16 protein-coding genes and 2 tRNA genes are annotated in these 17,939 nt (G+C 48.4%); 8 read left to right on the top strand and 10 right to left on the bottom strand.

Annotated elements, in window-relative coordinates; translation table 11 throughout:
- Positions 1–169 precede the first annotated feature (169 nt).
- A complete protein-coding gene (locus tag WCV72_03450) occupies positions 170–796 on the bottom strand; it encodes a site-2 protease family protein (GenBank protein MFA6458415.1) in 627 nt (208 codons plus the stop codon).
- 46 nt (positions 797–842) lie between these two features.
- Between WCV72_03450 and rpmB the strand changes: the two genes are divergently transcribed.
- The 4 genes from rpmB (at position 843) to WCV72_03430 (ending at position 2,282) form a co-directional block, all read left to right on the top strand.
- Complete coding sequence (rpmB, locus tag WCV72_03445; protein ID MFA6458414.1) at positions 843–1,067, top strand: 50S ribosomal protein L28; 225 nt, start codon at positions 843–845, stop codon at positions 1,065–1,067.
- 233 nt (positions 1,068–1,300) lie between these two features.
- Positions 1,301–1,570, top strand: coding sequence for a GIY-YIG nuclease family protein (locus tag WCV72_03440; GenBank protein ID MFA6458413.1), 270 nt, complete (start codon positions 1,301–1,303; stop codon positions 1,568–1,570).
- A tRNA-Ser gene (locus WCV72_03435) sits at positions 1,556–1,645 on the top strand. Before WCV72_03440 ends, WCV72_03435 begins: the two co-directional genes overlap by 15 nt.
- Positions 1,646–1,862: 217 nt before the next feature.
- The gene (locus tag WCV72_03430) at positions 1,863–2,282 is read left to right on the top strand and encodes a hypothetical protein (GenBank protein ID MFA6458412.1); all 420 of its coding nucleotides are present in this window, start codon (positions 1,863–1,865) and stop codon (positions 2,280–2,282) included.
- A gap of 29 nt (positions 2,283–2,311) precedes the next feature.
- On the opposite strand, the gene WCV72_03425 is transcribed toward WCV72_03430, so the two are convergent.
- The 4 genes from WCV72_03425 to WCV72_03410 form a co-directional block, all read right to left on the bottom strand.
- Positions 2,312–2,788: a metallophosphoesterase family protein gene (locus tag WCV72_03425; protein MFA6458411.1), complete on the bottom strand. Its 477-nt coding sequence runs from the start codon at positions 2,786–2,788 to the stop codon at positions 2,312–2,314.
- 15 nt (positions 2,789–2,803) lie between these two features.
- Positions 2,804–3,718, bottom strand: coding sequence for a hypothetical protein (locus tag WCV72_03420; protein ID MFA6458410.1), 915 nt, complete (start codon positions 3,716–3,718; stop codon positions 2,804–2,806).
- A 65-nt stretch (positions 3,719–3,783) separates the two neighbouring features.
- Positions 3,784–3,858: transfer RNA gene (locus WCV72_03415), tRNA-Arg, on the bottom strand.
- A gap of 84 nt (positions 3,859–3,942) precedes the next feature.
- Entirely contained in the window at positions 3,943–4,512 is a 570-nt protein-coding gene (locus WCV72_03410) for an MBL fold metallo-hydrolase (protein MFA6458409.1), read from the bottom strand.
- A gap of 71 nt (positions 4,513–4,583) precedes the next feature.
- Between WCV72_03410 and WCV72_03405 the strand changes: the two genes are divergently transcribed.
- Entirely contained in the window at positions 4,584–5,582 is a 999-nt protein-coding gene (locus WCV72_03405) for a 3-dehydroquinate synthase II (GenBank protein MFA6458408.1), read from the top strand.
- On the opposite strand, the gene WCV72_03400 is transcribed toward WCV72_03405, so the two are convergent.
- Together WCV72_03400 and WCV72_03395 are read right to left on the bottom strand one after the other, a co-directional pair.
- Positions 5,579–6,616, bottom strand: coding sequence for an ATP-grasp domain-containing protein (locus tag WCV72_03400; GenBank protein MFA6458407.1), 1,038 nt, complete (start codon positions 6,614–6,616; stop codon positions 5,579–5,581). The two genes, WCV72_03405 and WCV72_03400, sit on opposite strands and share 4 nt — an antisense overlap.
- Positions 6,609–7,658: a PLP-dependent lyase/thiolase gene (locus tag WCV72_03395; GenBank protein MFA6458406.1), complete on the bottom strand. Its 1,050-nt coding sequence runs from the start codon at positions 7,656–7,658 to the stop codon at positions 6,609–6,611. The genes WCV72_03400 and WCV72_03395 overlap by 8 nt, the downstream gene beginning before the upstream one ends.
- 13 nt (positions 7,659–7,671) lie before the next feature.
- Here WCV72_03395 and WCV72_03390 point away from each other — a divergent pair, with 13 nt between their 5' ends.
- Complete coding sequence (locus tag WCV72_03390; protein ID MFA6458405.1) at positions 7,672–7,824, top strand: lysine biosynthesis protein LysW; 153 nt, start codon at positions 7,672–7,674, stop codon at positions 7,822–7,824.
- Here the strand turns inward: WCV72_03390 and WCV72_03385 are convergent, their stop codons facing one another.
- Genes WCV72_03385 through WCV72_03375 form a run of 3 tightly spaced genes read right to left on the bottom strand, consistent with a single transcriptional unit; the run spans position 7,825 to position 10,656 of the window.
- The gene (locus WCV72_03385) at positions 7,825–9,339 is read right to left on the bottom strand and encodes a Mur ligase family protein (GenBank protein ID MFA6458404.1); all 1,515 of its coding nucleotides are present in this window, start codon (positions 9,337–9,339) and stop codon (positions 7,825–7,827) included.
- Positions 9,332–10,057: an NlpC/P60 family protein gene (locus WCV72_03380; GenBank protein ID MFA6458403.1), complete on the bottom strand. Its 726-nt coding sequence runs from the start codon at positions 10,055–10,057 to the stop codon at positions 9,332–9,334. The genes WCV72_03385 and WCV72_03380 overlap by 8 nt, the downstream gene beginning before the upstream one ends.
- 47 nt (positions 10,058–10,104) lie before the next feature.
- Positions 10,105–10,656 (bottom strand): epoxyqueuosine reductase QueH, encoded by a 552-nt coding sequence (locus WCV72_03375; protein MFA6458402.1) that lies wholly within the window; start codon positions 10,654–10,656, stop codon positions 10,105–10,107.
- Between the two features lie 210 nt (positions 10,657–10,866).
- On the opposite strand from WCV72_03375, the gene tgt reads away from it, so the two are divergent.
- On the top strand, positions 10,867–12,009 hold the full coding sequence (gene tgt / locus WCV72_03370) for a tRNA guanosine(34) transglycosylase Tgt (GenBank protein MFA6458401.1): 1,143 nt from the start codon (positions 10,867–10,869) through the stop codon (positions 12,007–12,009).
- Positions 12,010–13,260: 1,251 nt separating this feature from the next.
- Positions 13,261–17,799, top strand: a complete 4,539-nt coding sequence (locus tag WCV72_03365) for an S-layer homology domain-containing protein (protein MFA6458400.1) — start codon at positions 13,261–13,263, stop codon at positions 17,797–17,799.
- The last annotated feature ends 140 nt before the right edge of the window (positions 17,800–17,939 follow it).

Genomic DNA, 17,939 nt, shown 5'->3' with positions numbered 1-17,939 from the left:
TTATTTTTTGTGAGCGATTTGGCCTCACGCTGAGTTCGCGAACCCATAATGGGTTCCCCATTGGGGAATGTGAAAGAATTGCCTTTAATTTACCTGAACAACTTTTGTGCGCAATCAAATACAGTTGCGCGACATTCAAAATTATTTCCGCACCTCAATTCTCTCCCGCTCAGCCCCCAAATGTTGTGCTCAGATTGATTGCGGCAAACACGATGTTGACGAGTCCGCCGAGAATTCCCCACAAAAGATTGGTTTTAAAGGCCCAATCGAAGGCGATGAGCCCCAAAAGCAAAATTGGACCGTTGCGACGGTATTTCTCGCCCAGTTCCGGCGGCAAAAAATTCACCGCGACACCGCCACCATCGAGCGGCGGGACGGGCAGCAGATTGAAAACCATCAGCACGATGTTCACGAACATCATGTTTTGCACGAAAATAAAGGCATTTGAACCCGGGTCGAGTAAATTGTGCGGGACGGCGAGTGCGAGCGCGACGACGAAATTCGCGAGCGGACCAGCGAGCGAGGTGAGGATTTCCCCGGCACGGGGATTCGCGAAATTGCGCGGATTGATTGGTACGGGTTTGCCCCAGCCGAAGCCGGCGAAAATCAGCATCAGCGTTCCGATTGGATCGAGATGGCGCAGCGGATTGAGCGAGATGCGCCCTGCCCACTTCGCTGTCGGATCACCGAGATAATTCGCCGTCGCGGCGTGAGCGGCTTCGTGGGCTGTGAGCGCGACCAAGAAGCCGATAGCCCAGCTCAGAATTTCAAGAGATGACAAGTTGAGTAAAAACATTTTTTCGCGTAAAATCCCCCGGCTCGATTCATTTTAACATTCCCCAATGAGTAAAGTTTGTAGCCTTTGTGGCAAAAGACCGGTTGCCGGCAATAATGTCTCGCATTCGAAACGCCGCACGCGTCGTCGTTTCGAGCCGAATCTCGTTTCCAAAAAATTCTCCGGTGTGAAAATTTTGATTTGCACGAGCTGTCTGCGCACGCTGCAAAAGCCCTTGAAAACGAAAAAGGTTGAGGTAGCAGTCGAGGCGCTCGCTTCCGCCGCAAAGTAATGCGACTTTCACTTCGCGCAACGAGGTGAGAGTCTGCTCGCCTATTTCACAAGCAAGGATTAAGGAAAGGACCAAGAAGTAAGAATTAAGGATTAAGTCGTTGGTCGTTGGTAAGAAAATTTTTGGGTCCAAAACTGAAGTTCAAAAAAGCTAAAATTATTGAAAGTCTAAAAATCTGAACGGAGGGATCGCATAGCCCCGAAGGGGTCCCCTTGGGATGGCCGAGGGTTAAAATGGATTCGATGTATTATGTTTACATTTTAAAAAGCGGTGCGCATAAAAGATTTTATATCGGTGCGAGTAGTGACATTAAGAAAAGATTGGCAGAACACAACAAGGGAAACACAAAATCGACTAAACCGTATCGACCTTGGGAACTCATTTATGTCGAGAACTTTGAGTCCAAAAGCGAAGCCCATAAGAGAGAATTTTATTTGAAACACCCAAAGGGTTATCTAGAGAAATTAAAAATTATCAATGGCCTGAACGGAGGGATCGCATAGTGGCCGAGTGCGTTCGCTTGGAAAGCGGATAGGCGGGTAACCGCCTCGAGGGTTCGAATCCCTCTCCCTCCGCCACAACAGATTAGTTGTTAGAAATTAGCTTTTAGAATTTTAGTAGTTGGGCACTAAGCAGATTTGAAGAAGGCGCAATTATAATTCCCAAAATTCAACATGATTTGATAAAGGACAAAAACATATTCCATTAGGTTGGTGTGCAAACTCCAGATTTGTAAAATCTACATGATGTTTAAAAATTCAGTAGAATAACTTCACACAGCTTAATTCTTAATTTATGAAAAAACCTAAATTGATAGGAACACTGTTGGCTGTCTCGACGATATTGTTGCTGCTATGGATAATAGTTTTTTCCATTGGTGGTACCTTGTTTGGAATTGGTTCGGGCGCGGACATGCTTGTGCTTTTGCCTTTTTGGATTTTATCGACCTTTCAGTTGTTGGTTCTGTCCTTTTCGTTCTATCTATCGCTAAAATTATTGAGAGGGCAGGATTTGCCGATTAAAAAAAACAATACTGTCGCCTTTGGGTTGATTGCCATAGGTGTGGTTTATTTTATCTACAACTTCGCGAACATCATTTACAACAACACTTCTGGCATTAATCCGGGTGGTGAAATTCGACCAGTTTTAGCTTTTTTATGGGGTATGGTCTTCGTGTCTTTTGGTATCGCTTTACACAAAGGAACAGAAAAATAAATTTGTGGAGCACTAATTTTGACTTAAGCTCAAATTTTTTCTGTGAAAAGTTTGCGCTCAACTTCTAAATTTTCTGGATTCAATAAAAAATAGCCGCCGTCATCTTGGAGTGATCCGGGATTTAGAAAAAGTTTCCCTTCGATTTTTTTGGCAAAAGGAATGTGCGTGTGACCGCTGACCAAAATTTCCGCGGTGCTATTTCGCAAATCTTCGATTCGGTGCGCGACTGCGAATTGCCGACTGCCGAGCTCGAATGTCAAAAGTTCGGCGAGTGCGACATTGGGCAAGGTGCGAATTTGCTCAAGTATTTCAGCATTGACATCGCAATTCCCGACCGCGATGTGGAAATTTAAATCAGGAAATTTTTTCAAAAGTTCGGCGATTGTTCCGAGCGCGAAGTCGCCGGCGTGGATGATTTCCGCGATTCCCCCATTTTGTAGATTCGTCAAAACTTCGTTCAAGCGATCAAGCGCGCCGTGCGAATCTGAAATAATCGCGATTCTCATAGAATGTATATTATTCTAGTTCTTAGTTAGATATTCTTGGTAGTCTAGACAGTTAGCAGCCCAGACCAATGTTTCAATCAACTCTTTCATATCTTCTTGCAGAGAGTGACTTCTCTCAATGCCGGGATGAGTCAGTCGATTGACGATCTTGGAACGCGTGGTCATCACCTGCAGCTCGAAAGTAAGATTCGCTGTAGCTTCAAAATAAAGCATGCAGGCCATAAAGGGCTTAATATAATTTGGATTATTTTCGGGAGCAGATTTTTTTGTAAATAGCTCTGAGTATGCGTTCATAGCGGCGACCAGTAGTTTATCCATTCGATTGTTTCTCAATAGAATCTCAATGACTTTTTCAACATCTTGAAGCGTGCTGCAAATTGCTTGTGCCCTAATCGTGTCCCTTACCCATTTGATGTCTTCTCCATATATTTTTTCTGCGCCATCATTGTCTCCGGACTCAATGGCGTTTTCGTAGCGGGCTCTGATTTCTCTATCGATTGTTGCTGGATTTTTTTTAGCACCACTAACTAACTGAACATCGACGCTGCCACCAAGTGCTCGATTTATCATTGCTAAAAAGAATTTATTAAATCTATCTACATATTCATACCAAACACCATCCTGTGCGGTATTAAAAATTACGGAGCACAACTTACTTTTGGATTTAAAATATTTATGATCGATTGCCGCTGCCGTAGGTGGTTGATTCGGGCTGAAAGAAAACTTAGTGCGCAAACGCGAGTCCGGAGAAACTTGATTAAAAAATCCTAAAAATTTGCTCCTAATTGCCAAAGCACCTACGCTCATTTCTTGAGTGTGTTTGTCCCACGCTTCAGCTGCAATTTTCGTTAGGGCTTGTTTTTGGGCTGGGTCGAATCGATACCCCAGGCAGCCCAAAATCCGTTCTGTTGATTCAGGAGAATAACCCATAAGAAGTGATTTTACATTTTTATTTTTTTATGTCAAATAGCGATATTTGGTAATCAAATTAGATTTGGTGGCCCCGGCAGGAATCGAACCGGCATTTCTTCCTTAGGACGGAATTGTTCTATCCATTGAACTACGGGGCCGACTTAATTTTAGATTTAAAAACCAGATACTGAAAATTTTCCACCTCGAGCGAGGCAGATTCCAAACAACAAAACTGCCTCAAACTATTTTCGTGGCCTCAGAATTTTCAATTCCAGGCGTTCGACCGGGAGGCTTGCGGCTTTGATTTTCAATTCATTCTCGGGTTCGAGATCGGCGAAGCCGAGACTTTTCGCGAATTCGAGCTCCTCGCCTGCCGCGAAATTCATCGGAATCACAATCTTCGGCTCCAGCGCCTCAATTGTATTTTTAATTTGCTTCGCGTCGAGGGCGGCATTTTTCCCGACCGAGATCAAAAGCACATCGACATTACCGACTTTCTCTTCCTCTTTTTCGCTGAGCGGTTCAGTCACGCCATCGAGATGCACGACGGAAATTTCATCGACGATAATTTTCGCGATACGCGAAGGTTTTTCTTTGCCGACGGGGATGAGCGCCACGCTAACGCCGCGCGATTCATACTCTCCCGGCCAATCGAAAACATTTTGACCTTTCGCAGCTTTGACCTGCTCGTCGGCTGTCGCGGTAATCACGATTTCGGCATCGCCGATCTTGTCTGCGGGCAGAGCGAGCGCGATCGAGGCGTCGTTGCCTTTCAGCACGAATCCGAGATTTCCAAAATAAGAAATTTGCATCCGCGCTATTTTACGCGTCTTCCTCACTTATTTCAAGAAATGCTAAAATTTACGGGTCTAAAAATTCCCCAATGAAAAAACTTTTCTGGGTTTCGATTCCGAAATGGAACAAAGAACTCGTCGCGACAGCGATCGAATCTGGTGCGGACGCGCTCGTTTTGCCGACGGGTTTTTCGAAAAAAGCCAAAGAGCTCGGACTGATTCAGACGGTCGCGACGGATGGCGATTTGAAATTGGGCAAGGATGTCCAAGAATTCACCATCACTTCCAAGGCAGTCGAGAATGATGTCGTCGCAGCCGGTGCCAAAGTTTTCAAAATTATTCGCAACAAAGACTGGTCGATTATTCCGCTCGAAAATTTAATCTCCAAAACCTCGAACATTATTCAAACCGTGGGTGATTCGAAAAAAGCCTTGCTGGCTTTGACGACGATGGAAGTCGGTGCGGACGGCATTCTTCTCGAAACCACCAAAGCGCCTGAGATTGTCGCGACGGGCAAAGTCGTGCGTGAAGCGAATAACGAGCGTTTGCAGCTCGTGCGCGCGACGATTGAGTCGACTGAGGCTGTCGGCGTGGCTGACCGCGTCTGCGTCGACACGACGGCGATTCTCGCGCCTGGGCAGGGGATCCTCGCGGGCGATTCTAGCTCGGCGATGTTTCTCGTCTTCAATGAAAATGTCGAAAGTCCTTATTGCGATCCGCGACCATTTCGCGTCAATGTCGGCGCAGTGCATGCCTATGTGCGCCTGCCTGACAACAAAACCGGTTATTTGAATGAGGTCATCGCCGGCAAGCAGGTTTTAATCGTGGATGAAAAAGGCAACACCTTCCCGCTCGCAGTCGGTCGTGCCAAGATCGAAAAACGCCCGATGCTGCATGTGCGCGGCAAGATTGGTGCCAAGTCGATTTCGCTCGTGATGCAAAATGCCGAGACGATTCGTCTGACCAAGCCGAACGGCAAACCGATCTCCATCACGAAACTGAAAAAAGGCGATGAGGTACTCGCTTTCGTCGAAGACGCTGGTCGCCACTTCGGCGTGAAAGTGAAGGAGACGATTAACGAGCGCTAGATTTCGATTGCCATTTTTGCGTCGGGATGCGGATTTTCGAAGCGACCAGAATTTACCTGACTCAACCTTTCGGCTTTAAATTTATTGAAATCTTCTCCTAAGAATTCGAGCAAATGAATCGTCGCGAGCGGCAGCTCCCCTGCCTCGACTTGTCTCTGTGTGACGAAACCGAGATTTGAGAGCAGCCGGGGATTCAGCTCGAGCAAATAAATCCGCGAGTTCACATCATCGACGAGAAAATCAATTCCAGCGATGCCGCGATAGCCGATTTTTTTCAAAGCTGCTCCGACCATTTCGACCAACGCGCCGATTCTTTCCTTGGTCGCGACTGACAGTTGCGCAGCGAGGTCGAAGTCGATTCCGCCAGTTCCGCCCGGCAGCGGATTTAGTCTCGGGTCGCCCGTGATTTGGAAAAAGGGTTGAGTCGAATAGATCCCATTGCGTGTCACGCAGAAATCCAGCGAGAAAGTCGGCAGTTTTTTGAGCGGCGTCACTTTGACTGTGAAGTCCCCCATTTTGCGTTTCAGGTTTTCCAGCTCGCGTGGAGATCGGACAAAATAGGTCGATTCACCGGCGTGTCCGCGCCGCGTCTGAATCACGACTGGTTCGGTGAAACGCACGAGATTTAATTCGCGAACTTTGGTCGGCAAAATCGGTAGCGCGAATTCGTGGCAGAACTGCACGAAATTAATTTTATCTTCGAGCAAGATTAGAAATTTCGACTCTGGCATCAGAATTTCGAATTTGCGTTTCGCGGCGAGCTTTTCGATTTTCGCCAAATTTTTGAAAACCAAGACACGACTCCCCTTCTTGACCAAGTTTCGTCCGACCATTTCTGCCAGCAAATCACTCGTTTTTTTAATTTTTGGTAGCTTCAAATTTACGATTTCGGCTCCCCGTCTTTCGGCTTTGCGCAGGGAGGGACTCATCTTCGAAACGAAAATTTTGAAGTGTGGCCACGCGAGCTCGAGCCCCTCGATTTTGCGAGGATCAGGCGAGACCAAGAGAATCGTTTTGCGGGGAAAGTTATCCATGTGGAGTAAGTATTCTATCAACTTCCGCAAAATTGTCAGCTTTTTCAAAACGCGTCAAATCAACCTTTCCATCTTTCCATTTCCGTCCGGTCAAAATTACGAGCGTTTGCCCGCCAGGTTTTATTTTCTCCGCGGCAGCGAGACTCGCGAAGCCCTCATTCGATGTTTCGACCGAATTGAATTTTGCCTGAGCTGCCGAAATCTCTTCATCCGAGATGTCCACCTGCCTACCGGCAGACAGGCCCGTCAAAATTTGGGTGTCTACTAGCTGTCTACTGTTGTCTACTCGTGTCCACTCGACAATTTTTTTGTCGACTCGACAAAGACTCTTGTCCACTATGCGTCCACTCAATTCGCCGGCCAGCTGTCCACTCGAGACGACTGCGAAAATTCGCGGTGCTTTCGCGAGTGCGCCAAGCTTCACCAAGGTATCGAACGCTTCAGCCATGCCGTGCACACTTGCGAAGCTGGTCGCGAAACTGAAAATGTTCTCGATTTTGGGGTTTTGCTCAAAAATTTCGAAGCCAAGCGAGCGGAAGCCGACGACGGCATTCCGATCTTGCGACGGACGCAAATCTTTTAATTTAAAGTGTTTTGTCGCATATTTAGCCATGCGTAGGGGGCGGTCGGAGAGAATTGGCACGAAATTTTCAGAAAATTCGAGCGCAGCTAATTTTTCCGGCGGTGTTCGTCTCGACAGAAATGTAAAAAGTTTTAAATTAGCGCAGTGTGGCAAGATTTTGGCTGCCGCAATCGCGGCATTTCCCGAACTTGAGAGAACAGCGCGGTCGATTTTTTCAGCGAGCAGACAGCTCAATTGAAAAGCGAGCGCGCGAAACTTATGCGAGCCTGTTATGCTGCAATCTTCGCGTTTAACAAGCCATTCCCCGACTTTTTTAAGTGGCGTGAATTCAGTTTGTCCCGAGCCAATTTGGCTCGTATTTTTCAGTTTGCCGAGCAGTTTCGCGTAGCGCCAAAGATCGTGTCGCTCGCGGTCGCAAAAATCGTCAAAATTTTGGTTGACATTCAAAATTAAATTCATAAAATCCTCCCAAATGATAACGATTATTTGTCCCGATTGCGAGTCTGAAATTGAGCACGAACCTCTCGAAGCTGGCGAGGTTGTCGAGTGCGAAAATTGTGGCTGCGAAATACTGATTACATCGCTCGATCCGCTCAAGTACGAGCCGGTCGATGAAGAAAAATAATTACGCGAGGGTTTTCACGAATTGCTCGAATCCGCGTCCGCCGAGTGGGATTTTGCCAGTGAAATAGCAAAACCAAGCCGCGGCGGGAGAAAGCAGCACAGCGTCGCCTTTTACCGCATTTTGAGCTGAAATCTTGACGGCTTCCTGCAAGGTTTTGACCAGCGTGAAAGAAATTTTCTCCTTGCGTAGTCTCGGTCCTAAAATTTCGGCGAGTGGACTTTCGAGCAAAACAACACGCGTTTTTTGGCGTTTGATTTCGCGCGCCAATGTCGCGTAGTCCATGCCTTTTGACTCCCCGCCTGCGATCAGCCGGACACTAGCTTTCGGGAAGCTTTCTAGCGCGGCAATGGTCGATTCGGGCGTGGTCGAGGCGGAATCATTGATAAACTTCACACCATTTCTCTTAAGTACGACTTCAAGTCGCTGAGGAATTCCGCGAAATTTGGCAATCGCCGCACAAATTACTTTCGCGCTAACCCCGGCAGAGCGCGTCGCAGCGACCGCTGCCAAGATATTCGCTAAATTGTGCTCGCCGAGAACTTTGATTTTGTCGAGTGGACAAATTTTAGTTTGTCGAGCCTGCCTGCCGGTAGGCAGGTGGACAGCAGAGCGCTTTTCGACAATCCAAGCATCGTCGATGTAGACACCAGTAGACAGTTTGGTTTTTGTCGAGAATGGTTTTGCCAGTGCTCGCGCTTTCTTAATAAAGCTTTTCGTGACTATATTGTCATAATTTAAGACGGCAATATCCCCTTTTTTCTGTTCGGCGATTAATTGGAGCTTACCGCTTTTGTAAGCTGAAAATCCGCCTATATATTCATTCAAATGGTTCGGACTGACATTCGTGATTACGCCAATTTCCGGTGCGCGACCAAGCGGGAATTTAAGTTGGCGGTTCGAAACTTCGACCACGAGCCAGTCAGTTTTGCGCCAATTTCTTAGTTGATCCAGAATTTGGATATTGCGCCGATCGTTTCCCGTGAAGTAAATTTTGCCAGACTTTTTGTCTACTGTTTGTCTACTGGTGTCTACTCGTTTGCTTGATTGTCTACCAGACAACATAATTTCAGCAATCAGCTTGGTGGTTGTCGACTTGCCATTCGTACCGGTCACGGCGAGAATTTTGCCAGGAAAAAGTTGAAAATAAAGCTGGGTGATGGTCGCAAAAATACTTGGATTTTTTTCGAAAATAGCTTTTAGTTTTTGGTTGGGGGAGTAGGCTTCCCAATTCTGGGAGACGAAAATCAAATCGGCTTTTTCAATACCGTCGAGGTAGTTTTTTTGGAAGCAAACTTGCTGGTTTGCCAAGACTTTCTTAAGTAATTTGGCTCTCCTAGAAGCCAAATAGCCAAAATGATTGGTATTAAAGTTACGCAAAAAAAATTTTTCTTCGCTGAAGTCGTGCGCGACAAAACTGACGCTGAGACTTAGCAAAAAGGCGGCGATCGCAGCGCCCTCGGTGCCGCTCACGCCGACGACATGAATGTTCCTCGCAGCCTTGATTTGCTCAAGCATGTTTGAATTTAAAAATTCGACGCGTGGCGACATGATTATATCTTTTTTTAATTGACTCCAGTGATTCAGAGGTCAGGCCTTGCTTGTCTAGACAGAAGTGCCAAACTTCGCCATCCCAGTAGACAGCGACATGATGACGATCAGTCTTCGAGTGGACAAAAAAGAGCAGGTCGAGATCTTTGATTTTTGTCGACTGGACAGATCGCCCACATTTTTTTTGTTCGCGGGAGTTGCGCGGGAGCAGAATTTTTCCAAGCTGCCAGCACAATCTTTGACTAAAAGCTGAGCAATCCACGCCGCTTCGCGTCGTGCCGCCCCAGAGGTAAGGGATGTCTGCGAATTCAGCCAAAATTTTGCGAACTTTTGCTTTGCCGGAGGCTTTGATTTCGACTAGCTTTTCGCGTGGCGCTGGTTTTATTTTTGCCCAATAATTTAAGTTTCTTACGCGTTTGAGGCTTGAATTTGGCAGCCAGCCGAACGCGCCGTCGGCAAGCTGAATCAGGCTCCAAGTATTCTCTTGTCCTAGGACCTGGAAAGCCGGACCAGCGAGAGTGGTTTGGGTTTGGCGATTACGGGTTTTGGCAGCTTCAGAAAGTCGCTCGAAGTTATCCACAGGCTTACGAAAAATGTCGACTACTGGTCTAGTCGGACGCGCCCAAAAAAACTTTTGTCCACCCAACATTTTCGACGAGATAGGGGAGTGATTTTGTCTACTCATTTGTCTACTGGTTGTCTACTAGTTGTCCACTGGACAAATTTTTTTGTCTACTCGCCAGGTTTTTCATTGATCATCTTCCGGCTGAAGACGCAGCCACAATAATTTTGTCTTTTCAGCTCAGCGGCGGCAGAGAGTTCGAGTGACTTTTTGAAGCCGTCACACTTTTTCCAGTTGGATTCGAGGAATTCGACGCCGTATTTGCTTGACAATTCTCGACCAATCTCATTTAACCAGTCTGCATTTTTGTGTGGGGAGATCGAGAGCGTCGTCGCGAAAAACTGGAAACCCGATTTTGCCGCAAGCTCGGCTGTTTTGGCAAGTCGCATTTCGTAGCAAATGCGGCAACGCGCGCCACGCTCGGGCTCGTTTTCGAATCCTTTAATTTTCTCAAACCAAACTTCGGGATCGTAATCGCCCTCCAAAATTTCGCACTTACCCTGGCAATACTTTTTCGCTTCTGCAAGCCGCATGTCGTATTCTGCGCGGGGTTGAATATTCGGATTGTAAAAAAATAAAACGACCTCAAAATCTTTCTGCAGCTCTGTGAGTGGGTGAGTGAGGCAGGGTGCGCAGCAGGAGTGGAGGAGGAGTTTAGTCATTAAGTCTTTAAGTTGTTAAGTCGCTGAGTCGTTAGGTTCGGAGTTATTGGTCAGTGGGTTCGGGGGTCATTGGTCACTGGGTTATTGGCTGCTAGGTTCGGGGGTTATTGGGTCAATTTATCCTTTTAAAATAGTGGTTTTATGATTTGTGCTGGTCTGAGCTTTAAGAAGAAAATTTTAAATATTCAATTTTCAATATAAAATTCAGTGGTGTTTGAGTTTAAAATTTCGCGGAAAGATCGCAAAACAGCGGCGCGAACAGCGACATTTTACACGCCGCACGGGGCGATTCGCACGCCGGTCTTCATGCCGGTCGGGACTTATGGCGCAGTTAAAACCCTGACTCCGGAGGACGTGCGGGCTTGTGGAAGCGAAATAATTCTCGCGAACACTTTTCATTTGCACTTGCGACCAGGGGAGGACTTAATCCAAAAATTCGGCGGACTACATAAATTCATGCACTGGGACGGTCCGATCCTGACCGACTCGGGCGGATTCCAAGTTTTTTCTTTGGCGAAAATGCGCCAGATTTCCGATCGGGGAGTCGAATTTCGCTCGCCGCTGGATGGTTCCAAAATTTACCTCACACCCAAAAAAGCCCTACAAATTCAGCAAAAATTGGGTTCGGACATCGCGATGCAACTCGACGAATGTGCACCCGGTGATGCTTCGCGCCAGGTCGCTGAAGTCGCGCTGCTGCGTACGATGAAGTGGGCGGAGGAAACATTAAAATTCCACACGGTCGACCCTCAGGGTCGGGGGCGACCCTTAGGGTCTGCGTGCAAGCAAGCACTTTTTCCAATTGTGCAGGGCGTCAATTTTCCGGATTTGCGTAAGCAATCAGCGGAATTTTGCGCTGATTTGCCTTTGCCGGGAATCGCGATTGGTGGGCTCGCGGTCGGGGAGTCGAAGGCGGATTTCCTCAAAACCATTGACCTAGTTGCGCCGCTTTTGCCTACGAATAAGCCGCGTTATCTGATGGGCGTCGGCGATCCGCGCGATATTCTCGAGGCGGTCGAGCGGGGAATCGACATGTTCGATTGCGTGATTCCGACGCGGCTCGCGCGGCACGGCGCATTTTTCGATCGCTTCGGTGGGCGAGGAAATATCCGCAACGCTAAATTCAAAACAGATAAAAAGCCTTTAATCCAAGGCTGTCGTTGCGAAGCTTGCCAAAACTTCAGCCGCGGATACTTACGCCACCTTTTCCTTTCGAACGAAATTCTCGGGATGCGACTTTTCACGCTGCACAATTTGACCTGGATTCACGACTTCATGAATGCGATTCGCGCGGCGATTCGAGCAGGGGAATTCGCTGAATTTAAAAGGGACTTCATGAAGCATGGAGCATAAAACATGGAGCACGGAGCATAAAGCAGGTGAGATGTTCGACTTCGTTTCTGAATTCGAGAATTAGAATAAAACCAGAATTTTTTTAACCACGGCATTTATGCCCCGATTAGAGGAAGAGGAGGAAGACATTGGCTAATTTTTGTCTTATTTTAAGCTGTTTAGGAGAAAAAGGAACGGACATGTCCGTTCCCTACAGCTCGAATTCCAACAGGTGAGGATTTTTCTGGATTCCCGGTCAAGCCGGGAATGACAAGGGGTTTGTTTTGGATTCCCGCTTTCGCCCCGAAGGGGCCACTTCGTGGCGGGAAAGACAAAGAAAAATTCGTGAAAAAAGAATTTGTACAGATGCAGGATAATTCGTGCAATTCAAGCGAGATTGGACAAGGCGGGGGATTTGACTTTTGGTTTTTCTGAACTAAAATTTTCGCCGCAACAAAATTTGGCTGAAGCCAGGAAATAAAAGCTAAATTCTCGCAAGTCAAAATTTGAAACGAAAAATTAGAAAAAGAGTTCTAATAAGCGAACCAGGAAAAGCTCAGCTCAAACAATCAATCGCTTTTAGAAGCCAAAAAGTGGCAAAAGCGACCAGGTTTGTGTCGGCGAAAAGGGTGAAAAATTTGATTAAAATCGGTCGTGTGCGTGGGCAATCCCGAAACCAAAGATTTGACACTGCTTGCGTGCACCAATAAACTCCACGAAAATCCGTAAATTCCAGTGAAAAAAGCTCTGAGGCTCCTCCAAAAAAATGGTAAATGGCGGAGCTAAACTTGCGTCTCATGACGCTCACAAAACAACTGAAAATTACCTATTCGCCCTTGCCCAGCCTTCGCTGAAGCTCCGGCGGACTGCGTCTTCGCCCCCCCAAAGGGGGGACTTCGTCCCTTGAAATCTCGCCCCACGAAACTGATTCTCAAAGAGAGAAATTCGGTGGGAAATGCATAAAGTTCTAATTGTTCTATCGTTCCGCTACGCGGAACTCGTTCTAACTGTTCATCCAACATTTAGAACATTTCGAACAACTCGAACAAAATTAAAGATATTTCTAAACTTTCAATTAAATTTAGATTCTGGAGGCTCAACCCTCGCTTCTCGATTATCATTTCGGGATTCACTCTCGCTACTGGGAGTCGGAATTGACTTAATTCACAGGGCAACCTGTTTCCAAATTCCCCGTTGAGAACGCGTTCCGCGTCGATTAAACCGCAAGGCGAGATTGACCAAGACTGCTTCCAACCCTTTAACCTCAATATAATGAGTTATTTTAGAAGATTCACCGCTGCGATCTCCGCACTCGCTGTCGTGTCGACTTCGGTCTTCACTTTCAGTGTCGCGGTAGCGGCAACAACTTTCACCGATGCAAGCGCGATCTCGGATTGGGCTCTCAATTCCATCACCTCTTTGGCTGATGACGGAGTCCTCGCTGGTCGTCCAGACGGATCCTTCGATCCGAAAGGCAACCTCAACCGCGCTGAAATGGCAAAAGTTGCTATGCTTGCAGCTGGTTTGACCCAGGACACCACTGGTGCCCCTCATTTCAACGATGTAGCTCCAGCTGACTGGTACTACTCTTTCGTTGAAACTCTTTACAACAATGGCGTCGTCGGCGGCATCAATGGTGGTGCGCTCGACTCCAATGGTCTCGCGACCTACAACCCGAGTGGCGTGCTCAACCGCGCTGAAGGTTCGAAAATCCTCGTGGATGCTTTCGAACTCGAAACAGCTTACGCTGGCACTCCGCCTAATTTCCCAGATGTAGCTTCTTCGGCTTGGTACTATGACTATGTCGAGACAGCCTACGCACACGGCATCCTCAATGGTTATGACAACGGCAAATTCGGCCCAGCCGATCCGATCACTCGTGAGCAAGTCGCGGTCATCGCGCAAGCTTCGCGTATCGAGGCCGCTGACGGCAGCAAACGCCGTGCGACTTACACCGCTGGTGCGGCTTCTTCCGTCACAGCTGAAGATGGTGGCTCGACCACTGTCCCGACTTCGGATGGCACTTTGACTGTCGTCAAATCGCCAAGCTCCCCAGTAGCTCAGACTTTCCCAGTCGGAGCAGCTTCGACTCCAGTCGCGGCTTACAACTTCACAGCCACTGGTGACGCGATCGTCGTCCAAAATGTCATCATCAAACGCACTGGTGTCGGTCTCGACACTGGTTGGACACTTTACCTGTACGATGGCGACAATCGCTTGACTTCAGGCAAAACAGTCAACTCCACTTCACACGAAGCGACCTTCAATGGCGTCAATGTGACAGTGCCGGCTGGTACGACCAAAACTCTCACGCTCAGAGCTGACACAGCATCTACAGCAGCTGGCGAGAGTTACTTCGCGATTGAGGCAGCAGCGAAAATCACCACGAACGCGAAAAGCGTCTCGGGTAGCTTCCCAATCGTTTCCAACTTACAAAAAGTTGACACTTCGGTGACGGCTGGTTCGATCACGATTGCCAAAAATGGTTCAATCACGAATCCGAAAGTTGGTGAGGACAACGCGACCATCGCGAAATTCAAACTCACAACTGCTGGTGAAGCAGCTTCAGTCAAACAAATCGCTTTGCTCGTCGACGGCACAGTATCGCCGACCGATGTTCAAAATGCGAAACTTTACCAGGGAACCACTTTGCTCGCTTCGACCACAGGGACAAATAGCAAAGACTTGCTCGTCTTCACACTCGCGACTCCGTTTGAAATTGTCAAAGGCGATAGCCGCAATTTCGAAGTCAAAGCTGACTTCAACACGGGTCGTGGTGGCGACACAGTGCACATCTATCTCGACGAAAATACAGATCTCTCTGCAACCGGCGGCACTTACGGTTTCGGTATGACTGTCACTTCGGGTGATTATGATGGCGTCACTGCTGGCGGAACTGACGATTCAGAATCCACACTTCAGGGTGGTGATGTCACTCTCTCCTCGAGTGGTCCGACGGCAGCTGATATCGCGGTCAACGCGAAAGATGTCCACCTTTTGGATTTCAATATCACTTCTGTCTCGGAAATCACTGTCAAGAAACTTGGTATCGCCTTGACGACGAATGATGCCGACAGCGCAGCTGACCAGGGTGGTCTCCTCGGAGGTACAGCTGGAACAACTTCCAACTATACCGACATCAAGATCATCAACAAAACTACGGGTGCAGTCGTCCTCGGACCGATTGACTCCAATGTATTGAACACAGCTTCGGGTGGCTCGACAGCTATCGGTGCGACCACTGATGGTGCTGGTTTCTACACATTCCAAGATGAATTTACGATGTCTGCGGGTGAGAGCCTCGATCTCGCGATCACGGCTGATCTCGCGAACAACACAGACACAGACTTCGTTGATGACACAGTTTATGCGACCATCGATATTTCTGACGGTACGGTCGAAATCAAAGATGTCAACAACAAGACCATCACAAATAGTGCTTCCGTCGTCCCGACTTCCGACATCAATGGTAAGACGATGACGGTCAAATCGGCTTCGCTCACTGTCACCAAGTCTTCCACTCCGGTCTCTGACACGGCGGTGAAAGGCACACAAGATGTTTCGCTCATCGGTCTCACGATGGCGGCAGGTGCTGCTTCCGAAGCGAAGATCACTGAATTGGTGGTACGCGTTCGCGCGGATGACAATACGACCTTCTTGGCTGGTCAACTCGCTGCGAGTGACTATGTCAATAATCTCGAACTCTGGATCGGTGGCACGAAAGTCGCCGGACCAGAAGGTCTGACCTTGGTCGGCGTACAGGCGACTGGTTACTACAAAGCGACCTTCGACAACATGAGCTACACCATCCCGGCTGGCTCGACTGTCCAAGTCGTCGTGAAGGGTGACCTCTCGACGAATGTCTCGGCTACGACTTACATCGGAGCGAGTATCGATCCTAACGATGACATCACTGCAGAGGACAAAGACGGCAACACCGTCACTGCGGCTGGCACGGCTGAAATCAACGGCGCAGCCACTCAGAATCCTCTCATCACTGTCTCGACTGGCGGCTCACTCACCATCGCTGTCGATGCTGACACCGCGAAAGAAAACATCGTCGTCGCTGGCACGACTGATGTCTCGATTAGCAAATTCAAATTCACTTCGACTGACGAAGCTTTCAAAGTCCAAAAACTCAGCATCAACAACCGCCAATCGGCTGTCGCTGCTGCGAACATCGGTGACTACGACAACAATGTCGTCGCAATCAAACTCAGCTACACCAATTCTTCTGGTGCGACTGAGACGAAGACTGGCTACCTCACAAATGGTACTGCCGACTTCTCGGGTCTCGATATCGCTGTCCCGGCTGATGACGACGCCGTCCTCACTATCACTTCCACGCTGAACACAATCTCAGCTGGCGCAACTGCTGGTGAATTCGTCGACCTCAACCTCGCGTTCAACGACTTCGAAGCTGTCGCTCAGGGTTCTGGTGAAACTTACAAATCCAGCAAGATCGACAATGATGTCACGGCATCATCCGATTTGGATTTCGGTACGATCACTTACACGACGACAGGTGTCGCTCTCGGTACACTCGCTTCAGCTGTCACGCTTGGCTCTTCTGCCACGATTACGACAGCCGATCTCGGTGTGAGCTTGCCAGTCGGCACGCTTATCCTGAGTGATAACGATGGCACCTACGACACTACGAACTCAACTATTTTGGTTCTCACCACGAAATATACTGATGATGAGACCAGCTTGATTGGTTTGGTCATCGACGATGCTGACACGACACCGGATGCTGCGGACAATATTTACTACGCGCTTCCAGGCACGGGTTATCTCTCATCTGCCAACCAAATGGTGGTTTACGAAAGCAAACCGACTATCGCTCTCGCGAGCAGCTCACCAAGCGGAAGCCGCACGATGGCTGCTTCTGACGGTATCTTCGTCTTCACGGTCTCGGCTGACGCGGCTGAAAAAGTTCAACTCCGCGCAGCTGCTGAATTAGCGACTTGTGTCGCTGGAACTGGTTCGACCATCACATCGGCTGCATCTGCGACTGCTGTTGACGGCTCGGGCTGTGATGCTACGGCTGTCCAGACGGCTGGCGATGATATCGCTTGGGCTGCTGGCACCAATGATCTCAGTGCATACGCTTACGCTTCGTTCTGGATTCGCTGGAACGATGACAGCGCTACTGCGACATTTGACGCTACTGGTCTCGGTCTCGGTACTGCCGATGCTAATGACGGTACGCTCGATCAAGAGACAGCTTTGGCTGCTGCGAACTTCGCAGTCGGCTCAGCGACTCTCACTGAAGGCACATGGTACTTCGTGAAAGATGTTGCTATCCCAGCTGGTACAGCTAGCTCCGATACGCACTTGCTTATCGAAGTCAACACTCCGGGCAATCTCGACGATGCGGCTGATGATGTCTTCATCGATCGCGTACTTGTTTACAACGAGAAACTCAATGTCAACTTTGCTTCGGATGCTTCCATGGCTGCTGCTGGTAACGCTTTGGTCGCCTACCTCAAAGAAGGTGGCTCGACTGTCGCAACTGGCTACATCAATGAGACTTCCACGAGTGCAGCTTCGGTGACTTTCATCCCGACAACTGCAATCGAAATCTCGAAAGGCACAAGCAAGACCTTCACTGTCGAAACAGCTACGACCACTTTGATCACTGATCAGGCTGGTACGGACGATTTGCTCACTCCGAGCATCTCTCTCGGTAGCTCGACTGCTGGTACGGTCACTGCTGGTGACTTCTGGTGGAACGAGACCAACGCAACCGTCAAATGGTTGGGTCAGGTCGCGAGCACCACGCTCAACGGTAACACGCTCAAGTACTAATAAAATTGGGTGAGTCAATCCTCGGGGTCCTCCGGGACACCCGAGGGTTCTCCCCGATATTTAATTTGAGCCTACAAAAACAGCTTAAAAAACAATTTAAAAAAGCTCTGCTTCGGCAGGGCTTTTTTATTTGGGGGAAA

Source organism: Patescibacteria group bacterium (assembly GCA_041665585.1).
In the GTDB taxonomy this organism is placed as follows: domain Bacteria; phylum Patescibacteriota; class Gracilibacteria; order JAHISY01; family JAHISY01; genus JAHISY01.
Note: the sequence above shows the minus strand (reverse complement) of the source record. Positions and strands in the feature narration are given on the sequence as shown.